Origin of the sequence: Bradyrhizobium sp. JR4.1 (assembly GCF_040548605.1) — a bacterium.
Lineage (GTDB): Bacteria > Pseudomonadota > Alphaproteobacteria > Rhizobiales > Xanthobacteraceae > Bradyrhizobium > Bradyrhizobium canariense.
In genome coordinates this window covers 158,622-185,607 of record NZ_JBEPRY010000012.1, presented here as the reverse complement: position 1 = coordinate 185,607, position 26,986 = coordinate 158,622, and the positions used below count along the sequence as shown (strand labels likewise).

The window sequence follows — 26,986 nt, the reverse complement described above, 5'->3', positions numbered from 1 at the left end:
AGGTTCGGGCGACTGCAGCGAAGCGCGCCCACTAAACGCCACGAGGTCAACCGCGCAGTGTCGCTAGGAAGGACGAATCGATCGATCCAACGGCATCTTCCAGGAAAGTCTTGCCCAGTTTTGATGCCCGCCGATAAGCGGACACGAGTGCTGATCTCGACCCGGGTCGGCGAATTAGGATGAGCCGAACGTCACTGCGTACGAGGTCCTTGACGTCCGGAAGGGCGAGTGCGTCGAAGCGGGTCGCCATGTCGATCCGCGCCGGCATCAATCGCGCGTCGTTTGGTGCGACGAAATATGCCATCTTCAGGGCCTCGACCACGACCGGATCGTGCGGGTCGCGCTGGACCTGAAGCAGCGCCAGCGCCAGCCATAGTTCAGGATTGTAAGGAGACATCGACAGCGTTCGCCGGACCCGGCTGAGAGCGTCGGTATGCGCTATGGATCGCAGGATCGTGGCCCTTTGCCGACCGGACTCAATTGTCTGCAGCGCGGCGATCAAGGCATGATTGCTCTCCAGCTCCGATCCAAACGGCGGGCGCGTTTCCAGCAATGAGGGCGCGTCTCCAGTCCACCGCGCCCCAATCTCGGCCGCATCTGTAGGAAATGTCGTCCGACCCAGCGCCGTCACCTCCGTTACGGCCGACACAATCGCATAGGATCCGACCGTCAAGGTCAACGCCATCAAAAGAATGCGAAATGTGCTCGATGAATTCATTTTCGATGCATTGTTCATACAAAGCCAATGTTACGGCGCGCGCGTCATTCCGCCGAGCGGTCGGCGCCACTGGTCCGTCCTACCGATTGTGCAAGTCCAACTCCGACCATCACCGCCACGATCGCCTGAATCGTGGGGTTTGAGAGGCTTGAATCAAGAAAGCTCTCGCAGAGCGCGACGACGACGACGGCCGCCGCGGCGGCGGCGAAAAAGGAATCGCGTCCTCGCCGAACGGCGCCGCGAAAGCTAACGAGGAAGAACTGGGCGGCGAAGGCTGCCAGGATGGCGCTCGCCAATCTTCCTGCCTCGACAGCCATCAAGACTGCGGTGGAAGGAGGATCTGCCAGAGCAGCGCCGAACTCCCGATAGGCTATCGAAGTCAGCCTAAAGGTTCCGAGACCATTCCCCCACGTCGGTGCATCAGAGAGCAGGTGCTTTGCCGGCGTAATTGCTTCCGGGGGAAGGCTGACGAATCCAAGGAGGCCCAAGCCGCCGGATAGAGAGTGCGGCACAACCATCGCGCTGGCGATTGCTGCAAGGCCCGAGAACAACAGCGCCGAAGGCCAAAACCGAAATCCCAAGCGTCGCACAGCGGCTATGAAAACAAGGACCATCAATCCGCAGCCAGTAACCGCCACCAATGTGTGTTGTTCGAGGGCCATAAGTGCGGCGAGCGCTACGGTAATTCCCAACAAGCCCCAGAAAACGCCGACCCACAGTTGGGGCGAGGCCAGATTGCGGATGTCCTGCTGGTGCAGGTGGCGTTCGACGGCCCGGGCGACGAGTGCGCCATTTATCAACATTGCAAGAGCGGCTGCTGCCGGAAACAGATTCGTCGCCGCGCCTGTCTGGGGAATGAATCCAGCGAATGAATCGAGCTGGCTGAGTAGGAACTCGACTGATATGAGGGTCGTCACTGCGCTCAATACGTACAGGATCGTTTCGGCCGTGCGGCGATCCCTGGTGATGACGACAGTCGACACCAGGAGCGACACATTGACCAGATAGAGGAACAGGCTTTGCAACGTTGCGCCCGGATCAACGCTGATGCGGCCCGGCAACGATGGTTGATTCAACGCGATCGAAGTCGCCGACCAGATCGGGTTCGCAAGCGATGACATTGGAAAGATTTGCAACGTCATCCAGACGACCGGAAGCAAGAATATGAGGAGAAATTGCTTCAGCAATTGCGCGGCAGACGCGATTTGCGTCTCCGGACCTCTTGTTATCACGGCCACCATCACCGCAGTAGCAAGTGAAATCACATGCTGTGCGGAGGAGCCGTCTGTGATGGCCAATATCGGAGTCGCGGCCAGCAATGCGATCAAAAGCCGGGACGCCACGAACAATCGGAGAACCGTGAGACGAGGAAGCGGGAATAGAGTGCAGCATTACACGAGTGGGACATTGATATGCGCCGCATGGCCAAGAAGGCGACGCCACCCTCGTCTCGGTGATTGCCACTATGACCCATCATCATTACGCGCCCTCCCAACTGGCCCCAGCATGCGGTTGATTTGCGGCATTCGCGCGGCATGACAGTTCCGGGCCAAATTATCGAACGTAGCAGTACTGCGACAAGTAACGGAGAGCCGTCGCCAGTCCAGCCATCGGCACCGCTCCGTGGATCGCACTCGGCGCGGTCCCAATTTCAACCGCAAGCTCGTTTGCGTTTTGCCAGTCGCTGGCAGCAAGCTTCGAGGCGTCGGCGGGTAGTAGGAGCGCCACGCCGCTCTGGATCACAGATGCCTGGAACTCTGCGCGCTTCTCTCCTGCTATGAGGGCTACGTTCGGTTGCGCCGAGCGGGACAGTGGCTCGAGTACAATGAGTACAATTTCGATACCACCTTTTCCACATTGCAGGCTCAGGCCAGCAAGGCCCGTATCCGACTTGGCACTATCGACGACATGCATCACTGAAATGGCATCGGCGCCACCGTCCGGATTTTTGCTCTTCACCAGTCGCCATCCGCTCTCAAGCTGTGTCGATTGGCTGCCGGACTGGATCTGCTTGAACGCCTCTTCGTCGCAACGTCGACGCTGCTCGGCGGTGATCCCAGACCCGCAGTTCACAATGCCCGGACTCACCGGCTCGGCTCGGCCGGGAGTTGTCGTCATCAAGAGACCAACACAGAGCAGAATTGAGCGCACCATCAGAAGTCCCGAATGCGCTAGCGCCAAATCATTCATGTTGTACCCAACGGCCCTGTCAAATATCGGGCAAGCGCTGCCCGCAGCTCCGGATCAAGCATCGGATGTTAATCGACGTAACCGTACCTCTTGTAGTATCGATTGCGATAGTAGGTCGCGCCGTACGTATCGTAGCGGCTCATCACTGACACGTTCACCTTGTTGAGAACCGCACCGAGCATACGCTCGCGTACAACCGGCGTTTCGCTTAGCACGCGCTCGACGATATCCACTTTGGACTTCGCCCATTCGATGACAAGGATATAGGAATCAGCCAGCCCCCTGGTCGCCCGGACGTCGACGACGGGCGCCAACGGGCTAAGATCAAGAACGATACGATCAAAGTGCTGCCGTAGTTCCTGGAACAGGTCTTCCATCTGTTTCGAGGCCAGCAGGTCGCTCGAATTCGAGAAGCGCGATGTGATGGCACAAGGCAGAAATTGTAGATTCGTCTGCGGGTCTATCCAGACGACATCCCTCCAGTCGGCTTGGCCCAGGACGACATGGATCAAGCCGCCCTGCGCAGCCGGAGTAAGCCTCGCCGTGAGGCTTGGGTTGCGAATGTCGCCGTCCATCAGCAGTGTACGGCAGCCGCTTTGCGCCAAGGTTTGGGCCAGCGCTTCGCTGATGGTTGACTTTCCCTCGTTCGGAAGAGCGGAGGTAATCCCCAGGACCTTGCTGGAGCCTGCACCGAAATTCGCAAAATCGCTGGCTAGCTTAATCGACCGAAATCCCTCTGCGAAGCGTGAAAACGGGGCATTGATCACGTGCCGCCCGACGCTCTCTTCGGTCGAAAGCAGACGGTCGCGGTGGGACTGCTGGTGGCTGAACCCGGGCGCGGATCCGTGGAGTGGCAACGTCGTGCCGGATCTTCCGTAGTTCGTGGGTGCCTGCTGCAGATTGGGCTTGTCGCGTTTGCCGAATCGCCAGGCCGCTTTGCCGGATTGAGCGGAATTCGCTTTGACGGCGCCCCGCTCTATCACCGGAATCGAAGCGAGACAGCGGGTATCCACGAATTGCTCGACCTGCGAAACGGTACGGAAGACGCGATCCATCATGTCAAGCAGGATTGCAACGAGAGCTGCGAGAATCGACCCAGCCACGATCGCCGCAAGTAGGATGAGTGTCGTTCTTGGCGACGTCTTGTTGGGCAGAGTCGACGCGGCCTGGCTGATCACCCTCGCTTCGGTAATGGGAAACGACTGCTGCTGAACCGAGACCATGTAGAGTTGCAGGAAGTTGTCAGACAATGCGCGAGCGCTCTGAGCGTTGCTTTCCAGATCTCTGAGGACGATTTGGGCCTGACCTGTATTATTCGAGATCGCTATCGTATCGTTCAAGCTCTTCTGGCTGGACTCTTCGCGCGCCTTGGCAATTTCAAGGTCACTCTTGTAGACCTCGGCGGTGCGCCGCAATTCGTCAATGATCGAGCGTCGGAGTTCCCGCATCTGGTTGCGCAAATTGACGACCGCCAGATGTGTTGGTCCATATCGGTTCGACCAATCGGCCTGCTTGGCCGCGTACTCGAGATAGGTCTGGCGCAATTTGGTGATGACCGGGTTGGCCATCGTCTCGCTCACAGTCGCGAGGTCATTCAGAATGACCTTAGAATCGTCGCTGTCCGCATTCAATATCGCGGTGATGCGTTCGAGCTTAGCTTGTGCCTCCGCACGCTGGCTACGCGCAGCCGTCAGCGAAGTATTGATTTCAGCGAGTTGCTGCTCGGTGAGCAGTCGCCCGCCGGCGTCGATGATGTTGTTCTTGGCCTTGAAATCCGCAACAGTGCGTTCGGCAGAAGATGCCTGCGACCGCAATTCCTTCAATCGGTCCTGCAGCCAGACCGCCGCCCGTCTCGATGACTGATATTTCGATTCTAACGAGTCCAAGATATAGCCGTCGGCAACTGCGTTGGCGATCCGCGCTGCCAGCTCCTGCGATAATGCCTGAAAGGAGATCTCGATAACATAAGTCACGCCGACGCGCTTGATGCTGAGGCCGCTCGCAAAGCGAGAGAGTGCTGCGCGCAGTATTTGCTCTTCCGTGGGCGGGGTCGATTCGGAGAATATTCCGGTAATCGCGCCACTGATGCTGCTGAGCAATCCGCCACCATCGCTCATGAAGTCTGCCGACCCCACAAGTTTTAAGTCCTTGATGACTTTGGTGGCGATCGCTTCGGACTTGAGAAGTTCGACCTGACTGTCGACCATCGCCGAGTCGATCGGGTTATCTCCGCCGCTCGCGGGCGCTTGTGTCTGCAGGCCCTGCATCTTACGGCTGTCGATCATCAGGATCGCCGTTCCGGTATATCGCTTCGGTGCCGTGAACACGTAGATGCCGGCAAGACCGATGCACAGGAGCAGCGTGAAAATCATCACAGGATACTGCCGGCTCACCAGCGCAAGCACGGAGGAGATGGTCTGCTCCAGCGATGGAGCCTCCGGCGCGGTGGTTTCGATCTCTCGAGATGTGATCTTCTGAAGCATCCCGCCCGCCTACCTAAATCTCTGTGAATGCGGCAACAGGCTGCCTTGCCGCCGCGCTGATTCTTGAATGGTAAAGTGCCGCTTAGAAGTCATGCCTTGGCAGAACTCGACACGCCGGATGTGGTGATCGAGATCGCGGCGCTCGAGGGTCGACCAATGCCATCGAGGCTCCGGCGAAACACCTACTTGGATCGTCCGACACGCTGTTTGGTCAGACAGGTTTCGGCAACGCTGCCGGGCCAACGTCGGTGCCGATCGCCGCAAAATCGTCACAATGCCTCTCCGCCAACTCTGCCAAAAAAAGGGACCTTCAAAACTAACGATTTACGCCGCCTGAGAAGATCAAGGGTTGCCCATGATCTGGGCAGACAGCTCGACCCGCCTGGCGCCGCGGTGGATTACGCGCGACCAGCATCGAATTCTGCAATGCAATATCGGCCTCAGTGTGACGGACAAGCATGAGGATCGAGCAACTCCCAGAGGCAAGGGATCCGGTCCGGAGTTACGTCCGAGCACGAGATGCCGGAGTGCGAACGAGCCGGGGGGCTTCGGAGCATCCGCTGTAGTGGCGAGGGTCGGCTTTGGAGTTCCACCGGTGAATCTCTGATCGGCCGGGCACTTAAAAATTAAGCCAACGAGACCTCAATCAAAATCCTTGGTCGAGGATTCCCGATGCCAATCGACAAGCGAGCTTGCCAGGTCGTAGTCGAATTTGAACCCGCTTGCGATCAGATGCTTCGGCAGAATGTTCGTAGAAAACCACAACTTCTTGATCCGGTCACGATTGATGCCGGTCTTGATGCCGACGGCCTGCAGCACCTCGAATGGAAGCACGGCGAGATCCATCAGCCATACCGGAATCGTTATCGTCGGCTTGGGGTATTCGGCAGCTTGAGAGAAGGCGGAGCAAATCTGGCTGATGGTGTAACGGTGCTCATAGCAGAAATTGTAGATCGACAGACTGTCGTTGCGAGACGCCATGAAGAGCATCGACGAGACGAGGTCCTTCACGTAGCCGCACGACTTGATAGTGTCGGTTCGGCCGGGATAGATGAAGGCCCGCCTTTCGAGAAGCCTCGACAATCGCGTGAAATTGCCTCGCTCGTAGCGGCCATAGATGACGGCGGGACGTACGATGGTCAGCCGCCTGTCCGGGTGTTCGGACTGCCATAGACGATGGATCGCTTCGGCCGAGAGTTTGGAGCGTCCATAGGCACTGACAGGGACTGGCGTCGCATCTTCGGTAAGTGGGGTTTCCGTCGGACCGTAGACCGATATCGAACTGGTAAAAATGATGTTCCGGCTGCCAGTGTCTTTCGCAAATCGGCAGACGTGCACCGCCCCCAGCACGTTTGTATAATAATAGTCTCCGTCCGGATGACCCGGGGTGACATGGATCGCAGCCAGGTTGAAGATGTCGGCAGGCACCCCGCCACCCAGCTTCGGGTCGATTGGCTCACGGACATCATGATGGACATATTCGACGCCTTCGACGTGCGCCCTAGGCTTCCCGATATCCACCGAAACGATCCGGTTGTAGCGCCCGGAAGCGAGCATCCGCGTCATCAGATGTGTACCGATGAAGCCTGCGCCTCCAAATACAATAGCCTGGGTGAGATTGGACATGTGCGCGAGGGTCAATGTGAGTGAAGGTGCCGAGTTAACTGCGATGAACTTCGGTCAAGGCTCCCCGGTAATCGAGCGCGCGCATCAGAGAGCTGCACGGCCCGCCGGTGCAAAAATTGTGCCCGCCAAAACCGAGATCGCTTGACGTGTGGTGCCCCCGCCGGCGAGCGTTGTTGCTTCTGCAGATCAAGCATGCGTGGCTCATGCGGCGAGAACAACATCGTTAGCGGGTGTGACATGCTCAGCGTCATCGGTTCCATTTAGGTGATCCTGAATGCGGTGGCACTGGTTCGATCGGCAACGCGAGTAGATGGGAGGATGTGTTCGCCACGGGTATGATCGTAGATGTCTTGTGAAGGTATCATTTCGCGTTCAACCGGGTTGCTCGTTTGGTTCAGCAGCTCAATAGAGCTCGCGATACTCAAATTGAAAATTCGTTGATCCGGCCGCGATCCCCAACAGCCTTTGCAGCTTCTGGTATCCTGCGAGTGGCACGTCCATGCAATCGGAACTTCCCGCGTAGCAAACCCGAACCCGGATCGATTGACCGCAAATGTTTTGAACCAGCACAATCTGCTCGATGATCTTGGGGTTGTTGGCTTGGGGGTGCGTCAACGGATTGACTGATATGCAAAGCTTTCCGTCTACTGTCGTGTGATTTGGAGCGAACGTACCTTCCATCGGCCGAACCGAACTCGAAGGCCGAGTGGAAATGCCGGAGCCGCCATACATCGGAGGAGACGTGCGACCGAAGCCTGAAATTTGAGCATCGGCTGTCGTTGCGACGAGCGATGAAGCGATCACCACAGAGATCGCCAAATAACCGTCTAAGTGCCTAGATAGGTTATCATGCATCTTCACTGCTCTGCACATCCATGATGGTTGGAAGCCGCGGTTATCGGCGGCAGGATAGAATTGCAGTTGCGGCAACAGAATGACGGGTAAAATAGTTCCGTGGAATTGCGGGCGAGGAACTTGCCTCTTCCTTGCGCTTGAAAACACGTGCTAAAGGCTGCACCTTCCTGGATTGGTGTCTGACGTCCGTTGAGTGTGATGTTCTCTCGGCCGTCATGCGACGTACTTACAACGCGAGTATTCTAGGCGGCGAATGTTGAAGAGACCAGGACACGCTGTGTTGTCGGAAGTCGAGCTGGCGATCCTGCCGCGCCTCTCGGTCGTCATTCCGAACCACAATTACGCAGCTTACGTGGGATCCGCGATCCGCAGCGCGCTGGATATACGATGGCCAAACGTCGAGGTGATCGTCGTCGATGACGGGTCGACGGACCATTCACTCCACGAGATCAACGAATTTGCAGACGAAGTCACAATCATCAGCCAGGCGAACGCCGGGCAAATGATGTCCTGCGTGAATGGCTTTCGCAGGTCGTCCGGCGATATCGTCATATTTCTCGATTCGGACGATGCCTTGCACCCTGATGTGATGACGGAGATCGTATCCGTTTGGTCCAAAGCCGCGAGCAAATATCAGTTTCAGATGCGCGTGATCGATGCCGAGGGGCAGCCGACCGGAAACCTCCTGCCGCAGTACTTCTCCTGTCCAACCTCGGAGGACGTCCGCAAGTGGATGGCAACCACCGGCGCTTATCCGACCCCGCCCGGGTCTGGAAATGCCTACCCGAAATGGTTTGTCGAGCGTATTTTCGATTTTGAGTCCGACTTCGTTGATCGGGCTCCCGACAGTTATCTGTTGGCGGCCGCTCCCGCCTGTGGCGAGATCGTGACGATCACCAAACCATTAGCATATTATCGGGTGCACGGCCTCAATCACGGGGCGTTCCTTCAACTAGACGATACCCGCTTTGCCAGAGAGATCGACCTCACGCAGAGGCGGTACGGATTCTTTTCCGAGATCGCACGCACGGAGAAGCTGCCGGTTGCGCCCGATGCGCTTAAGAGTAATTTGATATTTCTTTGCTTGCGGATAGCGTCGTTCAAGCTGCGGCCGGACCTTCATCCAATCGCGGCGGATAGTTCATTGAGCATCGCTGTCGATGCCCTTGGAGCGGCTGCGTCGCCACAAGGCTTCTCAAGGTCGCAGCGTATATCGCTGCTGGCGTGGATCTTCTGCATCCTCATCAGTCCGCGGTACTTTCGTCGTGCCCTGGTGAGTTTGCGGTACGTGCCCGCCCAGCGGCCGAAATGGTTGCGTGCGTTGCTCGGTCGATTCCGCATCATTCGATGATGGGGCTGGCTGGGACACTTCGGTCAGAGAGCCTGAGGACGGATCGACCTCAGGGCAGCGCCTGGCGATTGCGACCATACGCACAGCATTGCCATCAAGATCAGGAATGGAGCCATGGCGAGGTTGCCGCCGCCGAGCTGATAGCAGGCCAGCATTGTCAATGCGAGCATCGAGTTGTCTTTTCTGAATATGGAGAGGACGAGATAGAACAGGAAAATCAGTAGCCCGACAATTCCGTAGTCCGCAACGAGCTTGAGAACGGGATTTCCGCTGCCGCCGAAGTAGGCGGGCGACCGTTCCAATCCGCCGGGCCCGGAGCCGATAAGCACTCTGTCGGTCTGAAAGAGATAGTCCCAGGTCTGCAGTTGTGCGACGTAGCGGGCATAGCCGCTCGACTTGGTTGAACTGAATTCATCAAGCCTACTAACGATGGGATCAAAAGGCTCCGGTGCAATGAGGTACGTTGTACCGATCATCAAGGCAACGGCCGCCCCGATGGCGATAACCCGTAGTGATTTGAGCGGAGCAATCAGGGGATAGACACTCAGGGACACGACGAGCACCAGGAGGCCTGATCCGGACCGGGTGAGCACGTACGAGATGGCGTATAACGGAAGATAGGCAAGTCGCCGCAAAATGAACACATCGACGACAACTCCTATAGCGAGCAATTGGGACAGCGCTCCCGGCTCCATCGGGAAAAACCCGTTCGCGCGCCGATTCAGCGAGCCATAAAATTCCACCGCATTTTGATTGTAGGCGGACTCGACGAGGACGGGATCGAGCGCCGGGATTGTATCCTTGAACGAGAAGATCCGTATTCCGCCGAATTGAAGAACGATCTGGACGATTGCCAGAACGGCGCACAGGCGAACATAGAACAGGAAGACGGGAAGGACCGCCTCGTTGGAGAATCTCGTCGAGGGTCCGAACAGGAAGATCGAATTCGTGACAAGAACCATCGCAAGCGATGCCGAGCTGATCTCCACACCGCGATCGGGAGATTCGGCTGCGGCGACCGCGCTGAAGAGAAACCAGACGACGACGAGTCCGAATGCGAGAGTCTGCGGCCCGCGAATGCTCACCAGACCAACCCACCATCCCCACGCGACGAGCGCGAAGAATCCGAACAGCGAAAAGAAGATCTGTCCGGTTCCAATGAGGAGTCCGAAGCGCTGCATGCAAATGCACAGAATGAAGGCGATGTGCGCGAAAATGACGCTATTGGTCTCGTCGCTTGACGCTGCTGCAGCGCGCTTGTTAGACGAGGTTCTGGCTGGGAATGTGTCGAGGCTCACCATGTTGGGACTCGTCGATTACTGTTTCGTGGCGCCTCGGTTGGTGGGTGCGTCTGGGCACAGGGTAACGATCGCGATCCACCTTGGTCTCTCTCGTGAGGCTGTTCACCCTCTATACTAGAGCCTGTAGCGACTTCCCACATGGAACACAACGCGAGCGCAAGAATTAACCCTTACGTTCATGGTGCCAGAGGTTTGTTTTGCCTCATGGTATTCGTCTATCACGTCGTTCATTCCGGATTACCCACGTTCGATCTGTTTGCCAGAGGGCTGTTGGGTGAAGCGCTGCAGTCCGGAAAATTCGGTGTCGAGTTCTTCTTCGGCATCAGTGGAATCGTGATTCTGCCAAGCCTTTATCGAGCATCCTCGGTCGTGACCTTTATTCTTGATCGCTATGCGAGGATTCTTCCTGTGCTCTGGACGACCGTGATCGCCATCGCGATTTCTGGCTGGCTTTCAGGAAAGGGTCCAAGTCTGCTGTTGGTTGGTGCAAATCTGTTGGCGCCGCCGCCATTTATTGACATCATCCAGATCAATCCCGCGGCGTGGTCGCTCGGATACGAATTCCTGTTCTATGGAGTATGTGCCGTCGTTTTCCTAGTCAGCGGCGTCAGTCGGCCGCTGGCGCTGACGTTAGCCGTCAGTTCGCTGGTCTTGCTCGTGTACTATCCCCGCGCGCTCCTGATGATTGGTGGCGTGCTCATTGCGGAGAAGTACCTATCGTCGACGTCGTTGCAATCGCTGGCGAAGTACCCGGCGATCTTCTTCGTGCTGTTCCTGACTGTCTGGAGAGGCCTCGAGCTTGCCAGTGCAACAGACTACGTTGGCTTTGTCACGCCGGCATATTTGCCATTCCATGACTGGATCTCTGCTTTTCCATTTGTTGTTCTTGGTGGCGTCTTCGGGACTATTTTCCTGCTTGGCATGTCCCGAGGGAACGGCCTGTTCGGAAGAATGCTGCGTTGGCAAATGATGCAGTGGCTTGGAACGATCAGCTTCAGTTTCTATCTCTGGCCGCCGATCGTCATGGCCGGGGTCAAGCTGATCATGTATCGAACGGGCATGGTCGATGCATTGGGGAGCGGATCGCAACTGTTTTTTCTCCTGGCCTCGCTTCCGCCGTCGCTTGTCGTTGCAACGATCAGCCATCGCCTGCTTGAAGTGAAGATGACGGGACAGATTCGAAGCCGGCTTGACCGCGCCGCGAACCGGCAGTCCGGCCGATCAATCAAGCACTCGACGGCACTCAAGGAGGGAACCTGATCGGGGAACAGTCAAATGTTCTTGATTGTTCGACAAGTCACCGCCCCAAAACGATCGCAAGTTGCACGTCTACTTGCGAAAAAGCCGCAGGGCCGTGCGCTTGCGTGTGCCGGCTCGCGACGTGGCAGCGTCACCATTGCCAAAGTCTTTGCGCATTGAGCCGGCACAGCGTTTCTCAGCCGGCTAACAGCCGTACCGAAAGGATCTCGTTGATGTTCGCAGCCGTGCGCAGGCAAGTCCTTTGTGTCGCCTCGATAGTCGTTGCATTCGGATCCGCAACGCCGGCCTGGTGCGCTGGCTGGGAGCTGGTGTTTTCGGATGAGTTCAACGGCGACAAGCTTGATCGAACCAAATGGGCGACCCGATACATCTACAACAACGAAACGATGGATCATTTCAACGATGAAAAGCAGCGCTACCGCGACAACCACGTGGTGTCCGAAGGTACGCTGAATCTGACTGCAAAAAAGAATGAGGGGGCGGACACGTTCGATTCCGGGATGATCCGGAGCCATCAGACATTCTACTACGGCTACTATGAAGCGCGGGTCTTTCTTCCGAATGCGCGGGGATCGTGGCCGGCATTCTGGCTCGAAGCCGATTACGATATCGATGGAAAGTTCTGGCATCCGCCGGAGATCGACATTTTCGAGTACGTCATCAATGGTGTGGAAGACAAGCCGAACATGCTGCACTCGAATGCCATGACTAAAGATAAGTGGACGCCGCAGTCCTACACGTATGTGGACAGCTCCTTCGTGCTCAGGTTTCAGGACATGGTCAGCAAGGAGGATCTGAACAAGGACTGGCATATTGCCGGCTTCGTTTGGGCTCCTGACCGCATTTCGTTCTTCTGGGATGGCCGTCTCGTCTACACGCGCATGTACCAGTGGCTCAGGAAGGATGGCCAACTGGGACCACCGGCGCACATCGATCTCAATTTTGCTGTCGGCGGAGCAGCCTGGGCCGGCCGGCACGGGATCGATGATGCGGCTTTCCCGCAGGCGTTCAAGATCGACTACGTTCGCGTCTGCCAGTTCACGCCCTCCGAACGGGGAAGCCGAAAATGCGGTCCGAGCGACGTGACACCGGATCCGAATGATTTTGGATATAGGGTAGCGCTCAACGACATGCCCAAGCCGACATTCCTCAACGTTACGAACGTAGTAGCGGATAAGAAGCCGAACGCGGGGGTATTGTCGCTGGGCACGACCGATCCGCTCAAGATCGAAATTCCGATCAAGATTCCGGACGACTATCCGACAAATCGAACGCTTCACGCGTACGTCTTCGACGAAATAACCGGCGCTATGGTCGCATCGGCAAAGAAGCCGCTGCAACAGGACTCTCGCAAGGAAGGGGAAAATGGCGTCAGCGTGATCGAGTTTGCGCTGCCGGCCGTGCCGCGTGAAGGGAACTATCTGCTGGGCAGCAAACTGACGGCCGAAGTCGCGGGCGAGGTCGGCCCCAAAGAAGTCCCAGTTGCTTGCGACACCACGGTGATCCAACCAAAAAAAGCCAGATCTTGCCGTCTACTGTCGCTGCATGTGCACCGCTGATCGGAGGGGTGCACATGCAGCGTGAGCACAGCTCCGTGTGATCTGAATCAAGCCGAGTACCGCTGATTGCGCTCGGCACGCTATCCGAAGGTCGGTCTGAATTTTGCTTGGCTGTGGCAGGTGAGCCGTCATGCGGGCTTGCCTGTCACGGTCAGTGTCTCTTGCATTGGTAGTTGTCCATGAACTCAAAAGTTCGCGCCGTCAGGCAAATCCTCCGTGGTACATTGCGCGGCAGCCCGAGCCGGCTTTGTGATCATCGCACGTGGCGAAGTGAACATCCGCATACGTGGGTCACTGCCGTCGAGGAACAGGTCCTGACCCGGAAGGCACCGGTTCGATTCGGCAGCCGCGACGCAGGTTTCGGTGAAAGCGTTGACAACAGAATGCCCGAGCTGGGCGTTCTCCGCCTGGACAAGGCCCGCATCCTCGGTCCCGACGGCTGGCTCGTGACGGAGGATGGATCGCTGCTCTACGAGAGCACTTGGTACGGATCGTCGTTCTCGCGCCATCCGCGATCAGTTGCCTATGGGACGCCGCTGCCGCTAAGCGGCACCTGTCTCTCGCTAGCGAGTGATTTCGCCGGAGGGAACTATGGGCACTTCCTGCTCGATTGCCTGGGACGCTTGGCGCTATTCCAGAAAAGTGGCCTGTCGCTCGAGGATGTCGACTATGTCTATTTGCCCAAGCCTGCGTCCGAAACGGCAGCCAAACTCGTTCGCCGGCTTGGAATTCCAGTGCACAAGTGCGTGTGGGCAGGCCAGGAGGACATCCAGGCCGATCTCGTGATCGGCACTTCGTTTCCAGGCTTGCGACGGAATTATGCACCATGGCTTACGGAGTTCTTCCGCTTGCCGGTCGCCAAGTCGCCGCTTCGTCACGACAGGCGCGTATACGTTCCGCGCAAAGGACAAAGGAAGGTTGCCAACGAACAAGAGCTGATGCCTGCACTGAGAAAGTTCGGCTTCCAGATCTACGATTTTGATGACGTTGAGGATGAAGCGGCGTTTTTCTCGGAATGCGCGATTGTCGTTGGCCCACACGGTGCGGGGCTGACCAATCTCGTATTCTGCTCGCCTGGAACGAAAGTCCTGGAGCTGATCCCCTCAGACCACGTGCATCCCTATTACTACACGATCGCTACGTCGGCCGGCGCGCACTATTCTTACATCGTGGGAGACAGCAAGGGAACACGCCCGCGGGGAGCGTTTGGGCCCAGTCCATTCGATTTCGAGGTTGCGCCTGACATCTTCGAGCGCGCACTGGAAACCATCTGTCAATGAACGAGCATTGAAAATGGTCGCTATTGGTGCGCGTACGGCGCTCCCTTTGTCGAAAAATTCAATCGCCATCGGAGCCGCCTGGATCGGCGTGAGCCGGCTGGTGGTTGCCAGTCTCGGCTTGCTGAACACGCTCATATTGGCGAGAATGCTCACGCCGGAAGATTTCGGCCTGGTTGCCGTCGCGACGGCCATCATTGCTGTTCTGACGTCGATGACGGAACTGTCCCTGGCATCGGCGCTCATTCACCACAAGGATCCTAGTGAGGATCAATTCCACGCCGCGTGGACGTTGAGCCTGGCTCGCGGCTGCTTGCTGGCACTCTTGCTCTCGCTGCTCGCTTATCCGGTGGCATTGTCGTACGGCGATGGCCGCTTGATTCCGATCCTGTTGGTCCTGAGCTGCTCGATTGTGATATCTGGGCTTCGAAATCCGATGCTTGCGATGATGCAGCGTCAACTCGTCTTCTGGCAGGAATTTGTGACGAGCAGCAGCCGGGCGCTCGCAACCATCCTCGTCTCATCCGGGATCGCCATTTGCTTCAGGAGCTACTGGGCGCTTATCGCAGGAGCCGTCATCGCCAACTTCATCGATGTCGTCGCCTCTTATCTCATCCATCCGTTCCGGCCGAAATTCCGGATAACGGGGAGCCGCTCCCTATTCTCGTTCTCTGTTTGGCTATCACTCGGACAGGCCGTCAGCACGCTCAACTGGCGTTTCGACCAAATCATCATCGGATATTTTCTCGGGAAATCCGCCCTGGGTGCGTATGTGCTGGGCAGCGACCTGGCCGCCACGCCGACAAGAGAAGCAACAAATCCACTCGCCGGGACACTGTTTCCCGCGTTTGTGAGGCTGAGGGACGACAAGGCCGCCCTTCAACGCGCTTATCTGTCGGCGCAATCAATGCTGTGTGCGATTGCCTTTCCGGCTGGGTTCGGCTTCGCGTTGATCGCCGATCAATTCGTTCCGCTCGCACTGGGTGAAGCCTGGGCAGGCGCGACAATCGTGATCCAGCTCCTCGGTGGTGCAATTGCGTTGCATACGCTCAGTGCGACCGTCCAACCCCTTGGTCTGGCCCTTGGGCAGACGCGCAGGTTATTTCATCGCGACGTTGCGATCCTGATCGTGAGGCTGCCTGTCATCGTGGCGGGCTTGTGGGTCGGGGGGGTACTTGGCCTGCTGGTCGCTCGCGTGGCGGTTACGCTCGGCGGTGTCGTCTACAACATGGTCCTGGTCCGCGAATTGATTGACACTTCTGTCTCCCGACAATTTCTCGTGAATCTGAGGACCGCTTTGTCCACCTGCACGATGATCATTGTCGGTCTTCTGACCAATTGGAGTTTCATCACATCGTTTGGCCATGAGTCTCACGTCTATGCTCGGTTGATCGCCATTGTTCTCGTGAGCGCTCTCGCTTATGTCGGGTCCCTCTTTGGAGTCTGGCGAGCGACAGGCGCGCCGGCCGGGCCAGAGCGTGAGATCCTGCGAATCCTCGGCGCAATTGCCAACAGGTTTCGGGAAACTGGGAAAATCGTCGATGATAACCGAGGAGTCGGGTGAGTAATATGGATGAAAGGTCGAAGCGCCGCGTCGCGCTGGTTACGGGCGTCACCGGTCAGGATGGTGCCTATCTCGCCGAGTATCTGGTCGGGCTAGGCTACACCGTTCACGGCATCAAGCGGCGATCGTCCTCGTTCAACACCGCCCGTGTCGATCATCTTTATCAGGATCCGCATGCCGACAATGTGCGGTTCCTGATGCATTACGGCGACATGACGGATTCGACAAACCTGATCCGTCTAATGCAGCAGATCCGACCAACCGAGATCTATAATCTGGCTGCACAGAGCCATGTGGCGGTTAGTTTCGAGAGCCCGGAGTACACCGCGAACGCCGACGCGATCGGAACGCTGCGGCTATTGGAGGCGATCCGCATTCTTGGCATGGAGAAGGAGACACGGTTCTATCAGGCGTCCACCTCCGAGCTCTACGGCCTCGTGCAGGAAGTGCCGCAGAAGGAAACGACCCCCTTCTACCCGCGCTCCCCTTACGCGGTGGCGAAGCTTTATGCGTATTGGATCACCGTGAACTACCGCGAGGCCTACGGCATGTTTGCCTCGAACGGCATTCTCTTCAACCACGAGAGTCCGATCCGCGGCGAAACCTTCGTCACCCGCAAAATCACGCGTGCCGTTGCCCGCATCGAGACGGGCCTCGAAGAGACGCTGTATCTCGGGAATCTCGAGGCCAAGCGCGACTGGGGCCACGCCAGGGATTATGTCGAAGGCATGCACATGATCCTGCAGGCCGACCGGCCCGATGATTTCGTACTGGCGACCGGGGAGACCCGCTCGGTGCGCGAGTTCGTGGAGCTCGCCTTTGCGGAAGTCGGCCGCAAAATCGAATGGCAAGGCAGGGGCGTCGAAGAAACCGGCCTCGACAAGGAGTCAGGCAGGATCGTCGTGCGGATCGACCCGACTTATTTTCGTCCCACCGAGGTCGATCTCCTGATCGGCGATCCCAGCAAGGTGCGCGAGAAGCTCGGCTGGAAATCCAGGACCCCGTTCGCGCAGCTGGTCAAGGAAATGATGGCTTGCGATTTGCTCGAGGCGAGGCGAGAGGTTGCCAATGGCAAGTACTCCATTTGAACTGGCCGGCAAGACCGTCTTCGTCGCCGGCCATCGCGGCATGGTTGGCTCCGCGTTGGTGCGGCGACTCGCTGAGGAAAATGTCGAACTGCTGACGGCCTCGCGGAGCGAGGTCGACCTGCGTGACCAGACCGCCGTCGATAAATGGTTCGCTGCTAGGCGTCCGCAGGTAGTGTTCCTTGCTGCCGCCAAGGTCGGCGGTATCGTCGCCAACAACACGCTGCGGGCGGAGTTCCTCTACGAAAATCTCGCGATCGCTACCAATGTCATTCACGCAGCGCATGTCAATCGATGCGAGAAGCTGATGTTCTTTGGCTCCTCCTGCATCTACCCCAAACTGGCAGTCCAGCCGCTGCGCGAAGAGTCGATGCTGACAGGCCCGCTGGAGCCGACCAATGAACCCTACGCGATTGCCAAGATCGCCGGCATCAAGATGGTCGAAGCCTATCGCAGCCAGTACGGTTCAAACTTTATCAGTGTGATGCCGACTAACCTTTATGGTCGCGGCGACAATTATCATCCCGAATACAGCCACGTCGTCGCGGCGTTGATCCGCCGCTTCCATGAGGCCAAAACGTCGGGGGCGAAGAACGTCATGGTGTGGGGCACCGGCACGCCGCGGCGCGAATTCCTCTTTGTCGACGATCTGGCGGACGCCTGCATCCACCTCATGAAGACCTATTCGAGCGGCGAGCTCGTCAACGTCGGTACCGGCACGGACATTGCGATCGCCGAATTCGCCCGGGTGGTCGCGGCGACCGTCGGCTATTCCGGCGAGATCAGCTTTGACAGCTCGCGCCCCGACGGCACTCCGCGCAAATTGCTCGACGTCAACCGGTTGGCGAAACTGGGTTGGCGGGCCAAGACCCCGCTCGAGGATGGGCTCAAGCTGGCCTATCAGGCATATCTCGGCGAGAACCGGCAGTCCGGAGAGTAGGAAGCGCACTTCCGCCATTGCGAGCCGACGGTCGCGCACCCGATGTCCGCGGCTGGCGCCATTCATCGGTGGGGCCACGGTGGCGATCACCCCGGAGCGAACCAGCATTTCGGCAGCACGACATCATCCCTATTGGCGACGTTTCTCCTGTCGAGGTCGTGAGGAAACCTTCTGGCAGGCGCTCGGCGAGAAACGCGATCCTTGCGCAAGAACGAGAATTCCATGATCGGCGGGACCTTGAAGTCCCTGTATTCGATGGGTTTGAAGTAATTATTCGGATGAATGTGTACGACGTCGAAGTGCTTGGTGATCTTCTTGAAAACAGCGCCGATCAGCTTGAGACCGATAGGATTGAAAATTCTGTCCAAGGAATGGAACTCGATGATCATGATCCTGAAGCGCTTCAGGTCGTCGCAGCTCGTTTCGATGATAACCTCGTATTCGCCGCCTTCAACGTCCATCTGGAGGATGAGATCGCCGGTCCGAGCGCCCTTTCTCGACATCCAGTTCTCTAAAGTCATGAACTTGGCGTTGTTTTCGTTTCCGAGGAATTTTTTTTCGAAATCGAGCAGGTCATTTTGGGTCGCGGGTGCATCCACCGAGAAGTCGGCGAGGAAGCACGGGATGCCGCGTTCGGCAAGGCCGAGCTCGAAGTCAGAGACGTTGTAGACGCCCGGCGAAAAGCAACCGACGCAGCCTTCGAGGTCATCCGGAACCAAATAGCCGCCATCAGCGGATCCGCCCAGTCGAACTAATTTCTTGTCCGTAACGACAGGGAAAAGGTCCCGGAAGAATTCCCTGAGCTCCTCCTCCTTTGAGGTGCCGGATATCATAACGTCGCTGTTGAGCAGGCGTGTCTTCACGTAGTCTTTTAATAAACCGATCATGCGATGACTCCGAGCTCGCTAACGCGCCTGGGTGCAAGACGTGCTGCAAGAATCGGCATTCCTGCAGGCTCGCTGCCTATGTTCGTTGCGATCAACACATTTGCCTGCCTTAAGACTCCAATAGATTCGATTCTTGTCATGAATATGTGCGGTGGTATCGCTATTCGGCAGTGTTGCCGAGACTTGCCTTTTGGCTGCTAAGCCGATCTATTCCGTGCTCTGGAACCGGTCGGCTTCCGCATCGGCGAGGGGACCGAGTGAGGCACGAGAGCGTAGAGGCGGAAGCGGCTGAGCGCGAAGATCGAATGACAGACGCGGGAAGCTCGCAGCGCAAACATCCGGCGTCCGCGCTGGTGGCGCGCAGATGCGTTGTTTGCACAACCGTTGCGGGTGCTTGGCGCAATGGCAGAAGTGGATTAGTCGAATGGGAAGTTTTGCCGATGCATCGAAAGCCATTCGATGCTGTGATGCGACCGATGGGACCGAACTCAGGACGATGGCCGAAATTCCCATGAAGGATTCTCGTACACTGATTGCAGAACTGCAGGATGAGATCGAAAAGGTCATCGGGCCCCATCTGGTGGGTGTCGAGAATTTCGCGCTGGTGGATTTCCCCAACCACTCCAATGTGGGCGACAGCGCCATATGGTTGGGTGAAGAGACCTATCTGCAGAAAAAGCTAGGTCGAGCACCCTCCTATGTCTGCACCTATGACACCTGGTCAAAGAAGGAATTTGAAAGAGCCGTTCCTGTTGGACCGATCCTTATCCATGGTGGGGGCAATTTTGGCGACCTGTGGCCCAGCCATCAGGAGTTTCGGCTCAGGCTTCTGTCGGAGTTTCCGGATCGCCCGATCATTCAGTTGCCACAAACTATACACTTCTCCTCGAAGGCAAGTCTCAAGCGCGCCGCGGAGATCATCAACTCGCACAAAAAATTCCGGATTCTGGTCCGTGACGTGCAAAGTTTGAATATCGCGACAGCGGAATTTACTGCGCCCGTGGATCTCTGTCCGGACATGGCGTTCTGCCTGGGGGCGCAGAGCTCGCCAGCGGCAGTAACCAAGAAATTGTTGCTGCTGCTCCGAACCGATCACGAGAAGGTAGAGCAAAAGCATTTTCCGCCGCTCCCAAACTTTGCTGTTGTCGAGGACTGGCTCAACGAACAACGAGGCTTGGGAAAGTGGTTGTTTGTCAAGGCGCTGCTCGAGACGGCGCTCCTCTTGCTCAAGGGCAGGACGTCGTCGGAGCTCGACGTGCGCATTCGGTGGTTTCACCTGCTGGCGTCGAATCGTGTAGCCCGTGGAATGAGGCAGGTTGGATCGTCGGCCTACGTGATCACGGACCGGCTTCACACGCACATCTTTTGCGTGTTGCTGAATCTGCCGCACTCGGTTCTTGACAATAATTATGGGAAAATCAGCACGTTCGTCGATGCGTGGAGCAAGCCCTTCGAAAAGTTGAGCCGGCCACTGAGCACGAGTGTGGACGGCGCCCTCGCAAAGTTTCTGGATATCTGCCAGGGCAGTTCGGCGCCGACGGATCAACGTTGAGGGTCGAGCATCATCCTCCGTACGGGCGGTTCGCCGGCTCGTGCGCGTGGACGGTGAACGTTGTTGTGCTCTTTGTGGTCTGGCCCGCATTGTTCGCGCAGGAGATTGTTAGGTTGGCGACCCCTGCCGCCGTGGGAACGCCATTGATCAGTCCGGTGGAAGGGTCAAAGGCGAGCCCCTGCGGCAGTCCTTTGACGGACAAAATCTTCGGCATCATGACGCCGACATCGCACTCCCCATAGATATCGTGGTGATAGCTGTCGCCTGCGGCGGCTGAAAGGGGGGGCGTCGTCACGCGCGGGCCGCGATTGATGGAGAATCGCAGGGGCTCCATCGTTGAGCCGTCAGGTTTGTAGCCGTAAACGACGACATGGGACCGCCCGGGATTTCCCGTAGCGGTGGTGAAGTCCGCCTTGATCGTGCGCGCCGCCGCATCGTACGAAATTCCTTCCGGGAATTGCGTAAACGTCGACTGCTCCGCCATGCCCGGTTCGGAGCTGTCGTAGGGTACGACCTGGACGAATTCGGTGACGCTTGCATCACCCCACAGGGCCTTGGCGCTCGGGAGCACGACCTTGCCGCTGCCGTCATAATCGACATTAAGGTCTTCGACCGAAACCAGCGGCTTCCAATGCGCGACGCCTGCCGTCCGCCAGCCGCGAATCCAATCGACATCGAGATAGGCCCCGGTCGTGGAGCTGGCCCACGCCGCGGCGTCGTACGCCTCGCCCGCGAACGTATTGTTGAATATGTGTGACGTCAGCAGCAGAAATGAGGGCATATTCTTGGTATTGGAGTCCACGCCAATAAACTGGGACCGAAGGGCACTATCGACGTAAAGCTGGGTGCTTCCGCCGTTTCGAAAGACGACGCTGAAGACGTGGAACGTATCGTCCATATAGTCGAACGGTCCGGCGCTGTTGTCGGTCGAGATTGCCCCCGAGGTGTGGACGATATTGCTGAAATGCATCCCTTGAGAGTTGCACTCCAGATCCCACTCGTTGCCGGTTGGGTTGAGCACGGGTGCAACGGAATAGGTCCAGAATGCTGGATGAAAGCCAGCCGGATTCGTAAGCCTGGAGCTGAACCGAGCACGTATCTCGACGATGACGGCATTGGTGCTCGGGTAGTATGCAAATGCCCCGGCCGTATGGATCATCGCGGAGAGGTGCGGGCGGACGCCTCCGTTGATGGACCGGTCGGTCGGTGTAAGGAATGCCTGCTCGCGCACTGTTGCCTTGCGCGCCCCGAGCCGCAGCACCGAACTGGAAACCGACATGTTGTCGAAGTCGACCGCGACGCCGCGGTTCCGGTCTTTGTAACCTGTCGTTAGCGGGTCGGCATCAAAGCCTGTCCCTAGCGACGTGGTATTGCCGCGGATGCCTGGATGATAGGCGCCAGTCGGGAAGAACTTGCCGCGCGGGTTTGCCGGACCAACGATATCGAGGGCGTCGAAATCGTCACCCCAGGACAGCGTATAGCCCGCATACAACCCGCTGCCATTCTGGCCGACGACGGCGCCACCGACGATCTGGCTGCTTCGCTTGGAGGGCGTGATGGATCGCAGGCGCTGTCGCACACCATCGTTGCTCAGGCCTAGATAAAGTGCTGAGCCAGCAACAGCCAACGATGCGACGAACAATGCTGCCATGGTGCCGTTGATTCGACGCTTTGATGGCATCCACGCCTCTCTTGCCTAACCGTCATCATTTTTGCGGCGTACACATTCACTCGCAAGTGTGGAAACCTTCGGTTTGCACCAACGCGTTCGAATGCGGACCATTTCAGTGTGTAGCCGCAGATTTCGTGCTGACGGGGATAACAATGTGAAACATCGTCGCGAACATGGCAGCCTGGGCGCTTGCCTCCTCCTTGTCAGCAGAGACAAGTTCGCGCTAATCCTTTTGAGATCATGTGCAATGCGGTTCCAAGTTGACAGCGCAGGACTGACTAATCAATGGGCAGCGATCTCAGAGTTGTGGCGATTAGTTTGGACGGTTCCGTGCGCCGCGAGCGCGCGAGTGCAAATCTGGATTCGCTTGGTATTCCCTGGACCTTCTTTGATGCCTTGCGTGTGCCAGCCACGGGGCTCCCGCAATATGATGAAGCGCTGGCCATCCGCTTTTGGGGCAGGGGCCTTTCACGAGCCGAGATCGGCTGCGCAGCGAGCCATATGAGCATCATGGCGCAACTGGGGGCATCGGACACCGACGATTCATGGACACTTGTGGTGGAAGACGACGTCGTTCTCGATGCCGGATTCAGCTTTCGATCGCTTCCGGATATCTGCAAGGCTGCCGAGATCGGTTATCTCCGGCTGTATGGGCGACACATGGCGCCGTGCAAGCACGTGGCCTGGCTGGATCAGCGGGAATTGGTGCGGTTTGAGCGCGCGCCAATGGGAACGCAGGCCTATCTGATCTCCAGCGGCGCAGCGCGTCGATTTATCCACAGCGTGACGACGATCCATCGGCCAGTCGACTGGGAGATGGATCGCTTCTGGGCAAATGGGCTGTACAACTATGGCTTGTTTCCATTTCCATGCCTTGAGCTGACGCTGCCATCCTCGATTGCAAAAGCGGCGGAGTCGCTCCGCGAGCCTACTGCGCTTGACAGGGCGGCATGGTTTGCGTGGAAATCGAAGGAATACGTTCTGCGCTTGTCGGAAAATATTCGCCTTCGCCAGTCCGACAGGCGGATTCGCGGCCGCCTTGCCGGCGTAACCAGTCTTTACGGGCCAATGCCGGGGACAATTCGCGGGGTTCGAAAGCCTGTGATTGATGCCTGAAGGGCGTGCGACGAGGATCTTGCGAGGTGGGTTGGCTTTGCGCCATCGCGCATTCAGGCGTGCTTGCGTCGGATAACGCTGCCGAACCTCAGGAGCGGCCGAACCTCAGGAGCGGCCTCAGGAGTTCTGCCCTGTTGAACCGGAGCATGATCAGCCGGTATGCAAACCAGGAAGGACTCAAGAATAACACAATGAACCAGACGATATGAGAGGCGGCGGTCCGCCATTGTGTCGTCTCGGTCAGAGCCAGCCATATGCCGCGACGCAGGAGCGAACTCGATGTGTCCATCTCCTGGGCGACATACCTCAGTCCCAATTTTCGGGACGCTAAGCGATAGTTGATAAAGACGATCTCGTTATCGATTGGCCTTGCCGATTGCACATGTACCGACTTCCTGTCGCAATGCGCCTTCAGGATATCGAACTCGGCGACGCGAAACCCGATTTGCCTAGGGAAATCGGGAAAGCGCTGGGCGCGGCCCTGCGCGTCGTTCCGGCTGATATTTCGACCGTGGAGCCGATATTGCCCCAAGATTGCCTGCACCGTGACGACGTCCCCGTAAAGCGGCGCGATCGTGTTGAGAGCGCCATCGTATCCGACGGGCGGATTGAGAGGGATGACCTGACGAAGAAACTCTCTGGAATACGCATTGCCCGACATGACCGGCCAGATGTACGTTCCTGACCGGATAAATTCTGCATGCACGTCCTGTAACGTATACGACGTCGGAAACGCACAAAATGACCGTCCAAGAGGCGTACCAGCGCCGTCGATGAGTTCCAGATTGAACTGAACTTTCGAGAGACCCTCGCGCCAGTGTGCGGCGACATTTTCCACTGCTGTCGGCATCAGGATATCGTCCGCATCAAGGAACAGCAGCACATCGCCTGTCGCTTCGCGATACCCAACTTCGAATGCTGCGATGTTGCCTTGATTTGCCTGAAATATGGCTCGAATCCTGTCACCATACCCGGCGATGATCTGACGGGAACCGTCGATCGAGCCATCGTCGACGACAACAATTTCATCCGCTGGACGCGTCTGATTCAACGCGCTGTCGATTGCGAATCCGACATACCGTTCGTAATTGTAGACTGTTATGACGATGCTAATCTTCAACGCGTCTCGCTCAGGAAATCTGCCAGTGTCATCGAAGGCTATCAATCCATGCGTTGATGAGCCAGAAGTAATTTCACAGTCCGCAAGCATGGTTGGTGAGACAATCGCATGAAAATCGCTCTGATCGATCCGTCACTGTTTACCTGGCCGTATGATCTTAAATTAGCCAAAGGATTGACCGATATTGGGCATGCAGCCAACATTGTCGGGCGCCAGCTTGGGCAGAAGCCGTCCGTCGACGAAGTGCGGTTTCTTGACCGACATTTTTATCCTGGGATGCAGTCGCGCTTTTTCAAGAAACTTCCGCGCAACGTGCAGCTGGGACTGAAGGGTCTCAGTCACGCTGAATCAATGGCTCGGCTGATCAGGCGCTTCAGGAGAGCGCCGCCCGATGTGATCCATTTCCAGTGGGCGCCCTTGGCGATTGTTGACAGCCAGTTCGTTCCCAAGTTCAGAAAGGTCGCGCCAACGGTTCTGACCGTTCATGACTCGAATCCGTTCAACAACAATCCGAGCTCGCGGATACAGCGGATTGGCGCGCTCAAGATTCTGCATTGCTTCGACCATCTCATCGTTCATACGGCCGTTGCACGCGATCGCCTTCTGGGCGTCGGTATCCCGGACGAGAAGATATCCGTTATCGCGCACGGATTGCTGACGGATCATATCGCCCGACCGGCGGACGAGCCTTCGGCCGGTGGCGGGCGCGTTCAAATACTCCTGTTCGGCAAGATAAAGCCCTACAAGGGCGTCGACGTTATGCTTCGCGCACTTGCATTGCTTCCCCGAGAGGTCAGGGCACGTTGCGTGGTGAAGGTCGTGGGCTGGCCGGAAATGGCGATGGAGCCGTTGTTTGCGATGGTGAAGGATCTGCAGCTCGACGACCATGTCGAATTCGACCTGCGGTTCGTTCCGGACGATGAAATGACCTCGCTGGTCGCGCACGCCGACATCCTGGCTTTTCCGTACCGAGACATTGACGCATCGGGGGTGCTGATGCTGGCGATCGCGGCGGGACGTCCGATTGTCGCGTCGAACATTGGAACCTTTGCCGAATGGCTGAGCGATCGGGCAGAGGGAACGCTCGTTCCTCCAGATGACCCCGCCGCATTGTCCCGGTCACTCGAGCGGCTAATTGATGATCCTGATTATCGAAACTCCAAGGGACAAGCAATGCTGGATCTGCGCGACTCCGTGCCGACGTGGACCTCAATTGCCCGCCTGACCGAGGTCGCTTATGCGAAGGCGGGCCGGCATGCAGACGCACCGGTCAGCGCCCAGGTTCTGCAGGATTCAGGAAACTGAAGGGGTCATCTGCCAGGTGGTCTGGCGGATCGACAGGATGCCCCAGAAAAAGCCAAGTGCCCACGCGAAGTGCATCACGACAGCGGCCGGCAGCGCAAGCAACCCGCAAATCGAGCGATGCTTTTGTGCAATTGTCACTGCAGTAAGCCCAAGTATCGCCAGATAAGCCATCGGCAATGTCAACAGTACAGGTGCGAATGGAGACAGAACGATGGCGCAGAACATCAACGCGACGTGAGTCGGTACCAGGAACTGGCGCAGTCGCAACGATCCGGGATGCCGTCTCACGGTTCTCGATCGACCGCGACCGTAGTTGAAGTACTGCTTCGCCAGGCTCAGAAAACCCGACCTCGGTCGATATGAAAGGCGGATGTCCGAATCCAGAAATATCCGGCCGCCGATTGCACGCAGCCGGCAGTCAAACTCTGCATCTTCATTGTGAGTGAAGGTTTCATCGTAACCACCGGCCCTGCGAAAGGCGTCGATGGTCATCGCTGCGTGATGTCCATGATCGACAAAGCCGCTTTTCTTTCCGCCGCGATGTGCCGATCCGCCCGAACCGACCTTTGTGTCCGATACCCAGGCGACGGCCTTTTGCAGGCAGCCGTCACCGCGCGAGTCCATAGGGACCACGACCGAGTCGGCTTGGCGCTCGTCCAAGGTCTTGAGGAGGCGCGAAATATAGTCCGTCGGATATTGGCAATGGGCGTCACACCGCACCAGGACCTGCGCTGCAGCACCGTAGACTTGTACGGCCAGATTAACCCCGGCGCTCTGCAGCCGCTGCGGATTGCGCAACAGATGGACGCCGGCAATCTCCTCGGCCAGCTGGCGCACAATGTCAGCCGTCTCATCGGTGCTGCCGCCATCTGCAACCACGATTGTGCGATCTTCATGAACGCTGTCGCTAGCGAGGTTACGGACAACGGTCTCGATGTGGGGAGCCTCATTCAATACCGGTACGACGATCAGGACTTTTCTGGACACGGTTTAGCTACCATCCTGCGGTTCTTTGCTCAATCCGTTGGCAGGCACAGCATTGTTCTCTGATGCTCGCCAACGGATGTGTCGACGGTCAAATATAACAATGGCCAACTCGTGACCTGCCGCTCTTTTGTTGCCTTG

Annotated in this window: 21 protein-coding genes; 10 read left to right on the top strand and 11 right to left on the bottom strand. The window is 57.5% G+C overall.

Translation table 11 applies throughout. The annotated features are described in order from the left end of the window. Window positions 1-46: 46 nt before the first annotated feature. The 6 genes from ABIB90_RS23355 to ABIB90_RS23330 form a co-directional block, all read right to left on the bottom strand. Window positions 47-736 carry a hypothetical protein gene (locus ABIB90_RS23355; RefSeq protein WP_157158589.1) on the bottom strand — a complete coding sequence of 230 codons (690 nt, stop codon included), beginning with the start codon at window positions 734-736 and terminating at the stop codon, window positions 47-49. Between the two features lie 26 nt (window positions 737-762). Beyond that, a complete protein-coding gene (locus ABIB90_RS23350) occupies window positions 763-2,046 on the bottom strand; it encodes a hypothetical protein (protein WP_219684430.1) in 1,284 nt (427 codons plus the stop codon). A gap of 226 nt (window positions 2,047-2,272) precedes the next feature. Then, window positions 2,273-2,908, bottom strand: a complete 636-nt coding sequence (locus tag ABIB90_RS23345; protein WP_219684431.1) for a hypothetical protein — start codon at window positions 2,906-2,908, stop codon at window positions 2,273-2,275. Window positions 2,909-2,976: 68 nt separating this feature from the next. Continuing rightward, the gene (locus tag ABIB90_RS23340; protein ID WP_007595333.1) at window positions 2,977-5,391 is read right to left on the bottom strand and encodes a polysaccharide biosynthesis tyrosine autokinase; all 2,415 of its coding nucleotides are present in this window, start codon (window positions 5,389-5,391) and stop codon (window positions 2,977-2,979) included. Window positions 5,392-6,033: 642 nt separating this feature from the next. Next, complete coding sequence (locus tag ABIB90_RS23335) at window positions 6,034-7,017, bottom strand: NAD-dependent epimerase/dehydratase family protein (RefSeq protein ID WP_007595332.1); 984 nt, start codon at window positions 7,015-7,017, stop codon at window positions 6,034-6,036. Between the two features lie 402 nt (window positions 7,018-7,419). Beyond that, window positions 7,420-7,836, bottom strand: coding sequence for a hypothetical protein (locus ABIB90_RS23330; protein WP_354201440.1), 417 nt, complete (start codon window positions 7,834-7,836; stop codon window positions 7,420-7,422). Window positions 7,837-8,152: 316 nt separating this feature from the next. On the opposite strand from ABIB90_RS23330, the gene ABIB90_RS23325 reads away from it, so the two are divergent. Beyond that, window positions 8,153-9,223 carry a glycosyltransferase family 2 protein gene (locus tag ABIB90_RS23325; RefSeq protein ID WP_007595327.1) on the top strand — a complete coding sequence of 357 codons (1,071 nt, stop codon included), beginning with the start codon at window positions 8,153-8,155 and terminating at the stop codon, window positions 9,221-9,223. A gap of 23 nt (window positions 9,224-9,246) precedes the next feature. On the opposite strand, the gene ABIB90_RS23320 is transcribed toward ABIB90_RS23325, so the two are convergent. Continuing rightward, window positions 9,247-10,524: an O-antigen ligase family protein gene (locus tag ABIB90_RS23320; RefSeq protein ID WP_007595325.1), complete on the bottom strand. Its 1,278-nt coding sequence runs from the start codon at window positions 10,522-10,524 to the stop codon at window positions 9,247-9,249. Window positions 10,525-10,662: 138 nt separating this feature from the next. Here ABIB90_RS23320 and ABIB90_RS23315 point away from each other — a divergent pair, with 138 nt between their 5' ends. The 6 genes from ABIB90_RS23315 to fcl all read left to right on the top strand — a co-directional run bounded on the left by ABIB90_RS23315 (window position 10,663) and on the right by fcl (window position 18,209). Next, window positions 10,663-11,784: an acyltransferase family protein gene (locus ABIB90_RS23315; protein WP_219684432.1), complete on the top strand. Its 1,122-nt coding sequence runs from the start codon at window positions 10,663-10,665 to the stop codon at window positions 11,782-11,784. Between the two features lie 212 nt (window positions 11,785-11,996). Next, window positions 11,997-13,343, top strand: a complete 1,347-nt coding sequence (locus ABIB90_RS23310; RefSeq protein WP_354201439.1) for a glycoside hydrolase family 16 protein — start codon at window positions 11,997-11,999, stop codon at window positions 13,341-13,343. Between the two features lie 179 nt (window positions 13,344-13,522). Beyond that, the gene (locus tag ABIB90_RS23305) at window positions 13,523-14,623 is read left to right on the top strand and encodes a glycosyltransferase family 61 protein (RefSeq protein ID WP_007595320.1); all 1,101 of its coding nucleotides are present in this window, start codon (window positions 13,523-13,525) and stop codon (window positions 14,621-14,623) included. Between the two features lie 13 nt (window positions 14,624-14,636). Then, window positions 14,637-16,184, top strand: coding sequence for a lipopolysaccharide biosynthesis protein (locus ABIB90_RS23300; protein WP_246649361.1), 1,548 nt, complete (start codon window positions 14,637-14,639; stop codon window positions 16,182-16,184). A gap of 5 nt (window positions 16,185-16,189) precedes the next feature. Continuing rightward, on the top strand, window positions 16,190-17,272 hold the full coding sequence (gmd, locus tag ABIB90_RS23295; RefSeq protein ID WP_035993338.1) for a GDP-mannose 4,6-dehydratase: 1,083 nt from the start codon (window positions 16,190-16,192) through the stop codon (window positions 17,270-17,272). Next, window positions 17,253-18,209: a GDP-L-fucose synthase gene (fcl, locus tag ABIB90_RS23290; RefSeq protein ID WP_007595314.1), complete on the top strand. Its 957-nt coding sequence runs from the start codon at window positions 17,253-17,255 to the stop codon at window positions 18,207-18,209. The genes gmd and fcl overlap by 20 nt, the downstream gene beginning before the upstream one ends. An 86-nt stretch (window positions 18,210-18,295) precedes the next feature. On the opposite strand, the gene ABIB90_RS23285 is transcribed toward fcl, so the two are convergent. Beyond that, a complete protein-coding gene (locus ABIB90_RS23285; protein ID WP_007595312.1) occupies window positions 18,296-19,096 on the bottom strand; it encodes an FkbM family methyltransferase in 801 nt (266 codons plus the stop codon). 424 nt (window positions 19,097-19,520) lie between these two features. Between ABIB90_RS23285 and ABIB90_RS23280 the strand changes: the two genes are divergently transcribed. Beyond that, complete coding sequence (locus ABIB90_RS23280) at window positions 19,521-20,648, top strand: polysaccharide pyruvyl transferase family protein (RefSeq protein WP_007595310.1); 1,128 nt, start codon at window positions 19,521-19,523, stop codon at window positions 20,646-20,648. 10 nt (window positions 20,649-20,658) lie between these two features. Here ABIB90_RS23280 and ABIB90_RS23275 read toward each other — a convergent pair whose 3' ends face one another. Next, a complete protein-coding gene (locus ABIB90_RS23275; protein ID WP_354201438.1) occupies window positions 20,659-22,329 on the bottom strand; it encodes a putative Ig domain-containing protein in 1,671 nt (556 codons plus the stop codon). A gap of 276 nt (window positions 22,330-22,605) precedes the next feature. Here ABIB90_RS23275 and ABIB90_RS23270 point away from each other — a divergent pair, with 276 nt between their 5' ends. Then, window positions 22,606-23,436, top strand: coding sequence for a glycosyltransferase family 25 protein (locus ABIB90_RS23270; RefSeq protein ID WP_007595306.1), 831 nt, complete (start codon window positions 22,606-22,608; stop codon window positions 23,434-23,436). Between the two features lie 88 nt (window positions 23,437-23,524). Here the strand turns inward: ABIB90_RS23270 and ABIB90_RS23265 are convergent, their stop codons facing one another. Continuing rightward, window positions 23,525-24,556, bottom strand: coding sequence for a glycosyltransferase family 2 protein (locus ABIB90_RS23265; RefSeq protein WP_354201437.1), 1,032 nt, complete (start codon window positions 24,554-24,556; stop codon window positions 23,525-23,527). A 108-nt stretch (window positions 24,557-24,664) separates the two neighbouring features. On the opposite strand from ABIB90_RS23265, the gene ABIB90_RS23260 reads away from it, so the two are divergent. Next, window positions 24,665-25,861 (top strand): glycosyltransferase, encoded by a 1,197-nt coding sequence (locus tag ABIB90_RS23260; protein WP_219684436.1) that lies wholly within the window; start codon window positions 24,665-24,667, stop codon window positions 25,859-25,861. Here the strand turns inward: ABIB90_RS23260 and ABIB90_RS23255 are convergent. Continuing rightward, the gene (locus ABIB90_RS23255) at window positions 25,850-26,848 is read right to left on the bottom strand and encodes a glycosyltransferase family 2 protein (RefSeq protein WP_007595299.1); all 999 of its coding nucleotides are present in this window, start codon (window positions 26,846-26,848) and stop codon (window positions 25,850-25,852) included. The genes ABIB90_RS23260 and ABIB90_RS23255 overlap by 12 nt on opposite strands. Window positions 26,849-26,986 lie beyond the last annotated feature (138 nt).

Coding starts and splice junctions, on each gene's coding strand:
- ABIB90_RS23270 (WP_007595306.1), top strand. CDS start 22,606: ATGGGCAGCGATCTCAGAGTTGTGGCGATTAGTTTGGACGGTTCCGTG.
- ABIB90_RS23280 (WP_007595310.1), top strand. CDS start 19,521: ATGGGAAGTTTTGCCGATGCATCGAAAGCCATTCGATGCTGTGATGCG.
- ABIB90_RS23355 (WP_157158589.1), bottom strand. CDS start 736: ATGAACAATGCATCGAAAATGAATTCATCGAGCACATTTCGCATTCTT.
- ABIB90_RS23300 (WP_246649361.1), top strand. CDS start 14,637: ATGGTCGCTATTGGTGCGCGTACGGCGCTCCCTTTGTCGAAAAATTCA.
- ABIB90_RS23275 (WP_354201438.1), bottom strand. CDS start 22,329: ATGCCATCAAAGCGTCGAATCAACGGCACCATGGCAGCATTGTTCGTC.
- ABIB90_RS23335 (WP_007595332.1), bottom strand. CDS start 7,017: ATGTCCAATCTCACCCAGGCTATTGTATTTGGAGGCGCAGGCTTCATC.
- gmd (WP_035993338.1), top strand. CDS start 16,190: ATGGATGAAAGGTCGAAGCGCCGCGTCGCGCTGGTTACGGGCGTCACC.
- ABIB90_RS23345 (WP_219684431.1), bottom strand. CDS start 2,908: ATGAATGATTTGGCGCTAGCGCATTCGGGACTTCTGATGGTGCGCTCA.
- ABIB90_RS23305 (WP_007595320.1), top strand. CDS start 13,523: ATGAACTCAAAAGTTCGCGCCGTCAGGCAAATCCTCCGTGGTACATTG.
- ABIB90_RS23340 (WP_007595333.1), bottom strand. CDS start 5,391: ATGCTTCAGAAGATCACATCTCGAGAGATCGAAACCACCGCGCCGGAG.
- ABIB90_RS23320 (WP_007595325.1), bottom strand. CDS start 10,524: ATGGTGAGCCTCGACACATTCCCAGCCAGAACCTCGTCTAACAAGCGC.
- ABIB90_RS23260 (WP_219684436.1), top strand. CDS start 24,665: ATGAAAATCGCTCTGATCGATCCGTCACTGTTTACCTGGCCGTATGAT.
- ABIB90_RS23310 (WP_354201439.1), top strand. CDS start 11,997: ATGTTCGCAGCCGTGCGCAGGCAAGTCCTTTGTGTCGCCTCGATAGTC.
- ABIB90_RS23315 (WP_219684432.1), top strand. CDS start 10,663: ATGGAACACAACGCGAGCGCAAGAATTAACCCTTACGTTCATGGTGCC.
- fcl (WP_007595314.1), top strand. CDS start 17,253: ATGGCAAGTACTCCATTTGAACTGGCCGGCAAGACCGTCTTCGTCGCC.
- ABIB90_RS23285 (WP_007595312.1), bottom strand. CDS start 19,096: ATGATCGGTTTATTAAAAGACTACGTGAAGACACGCCTGCTCAACAGC.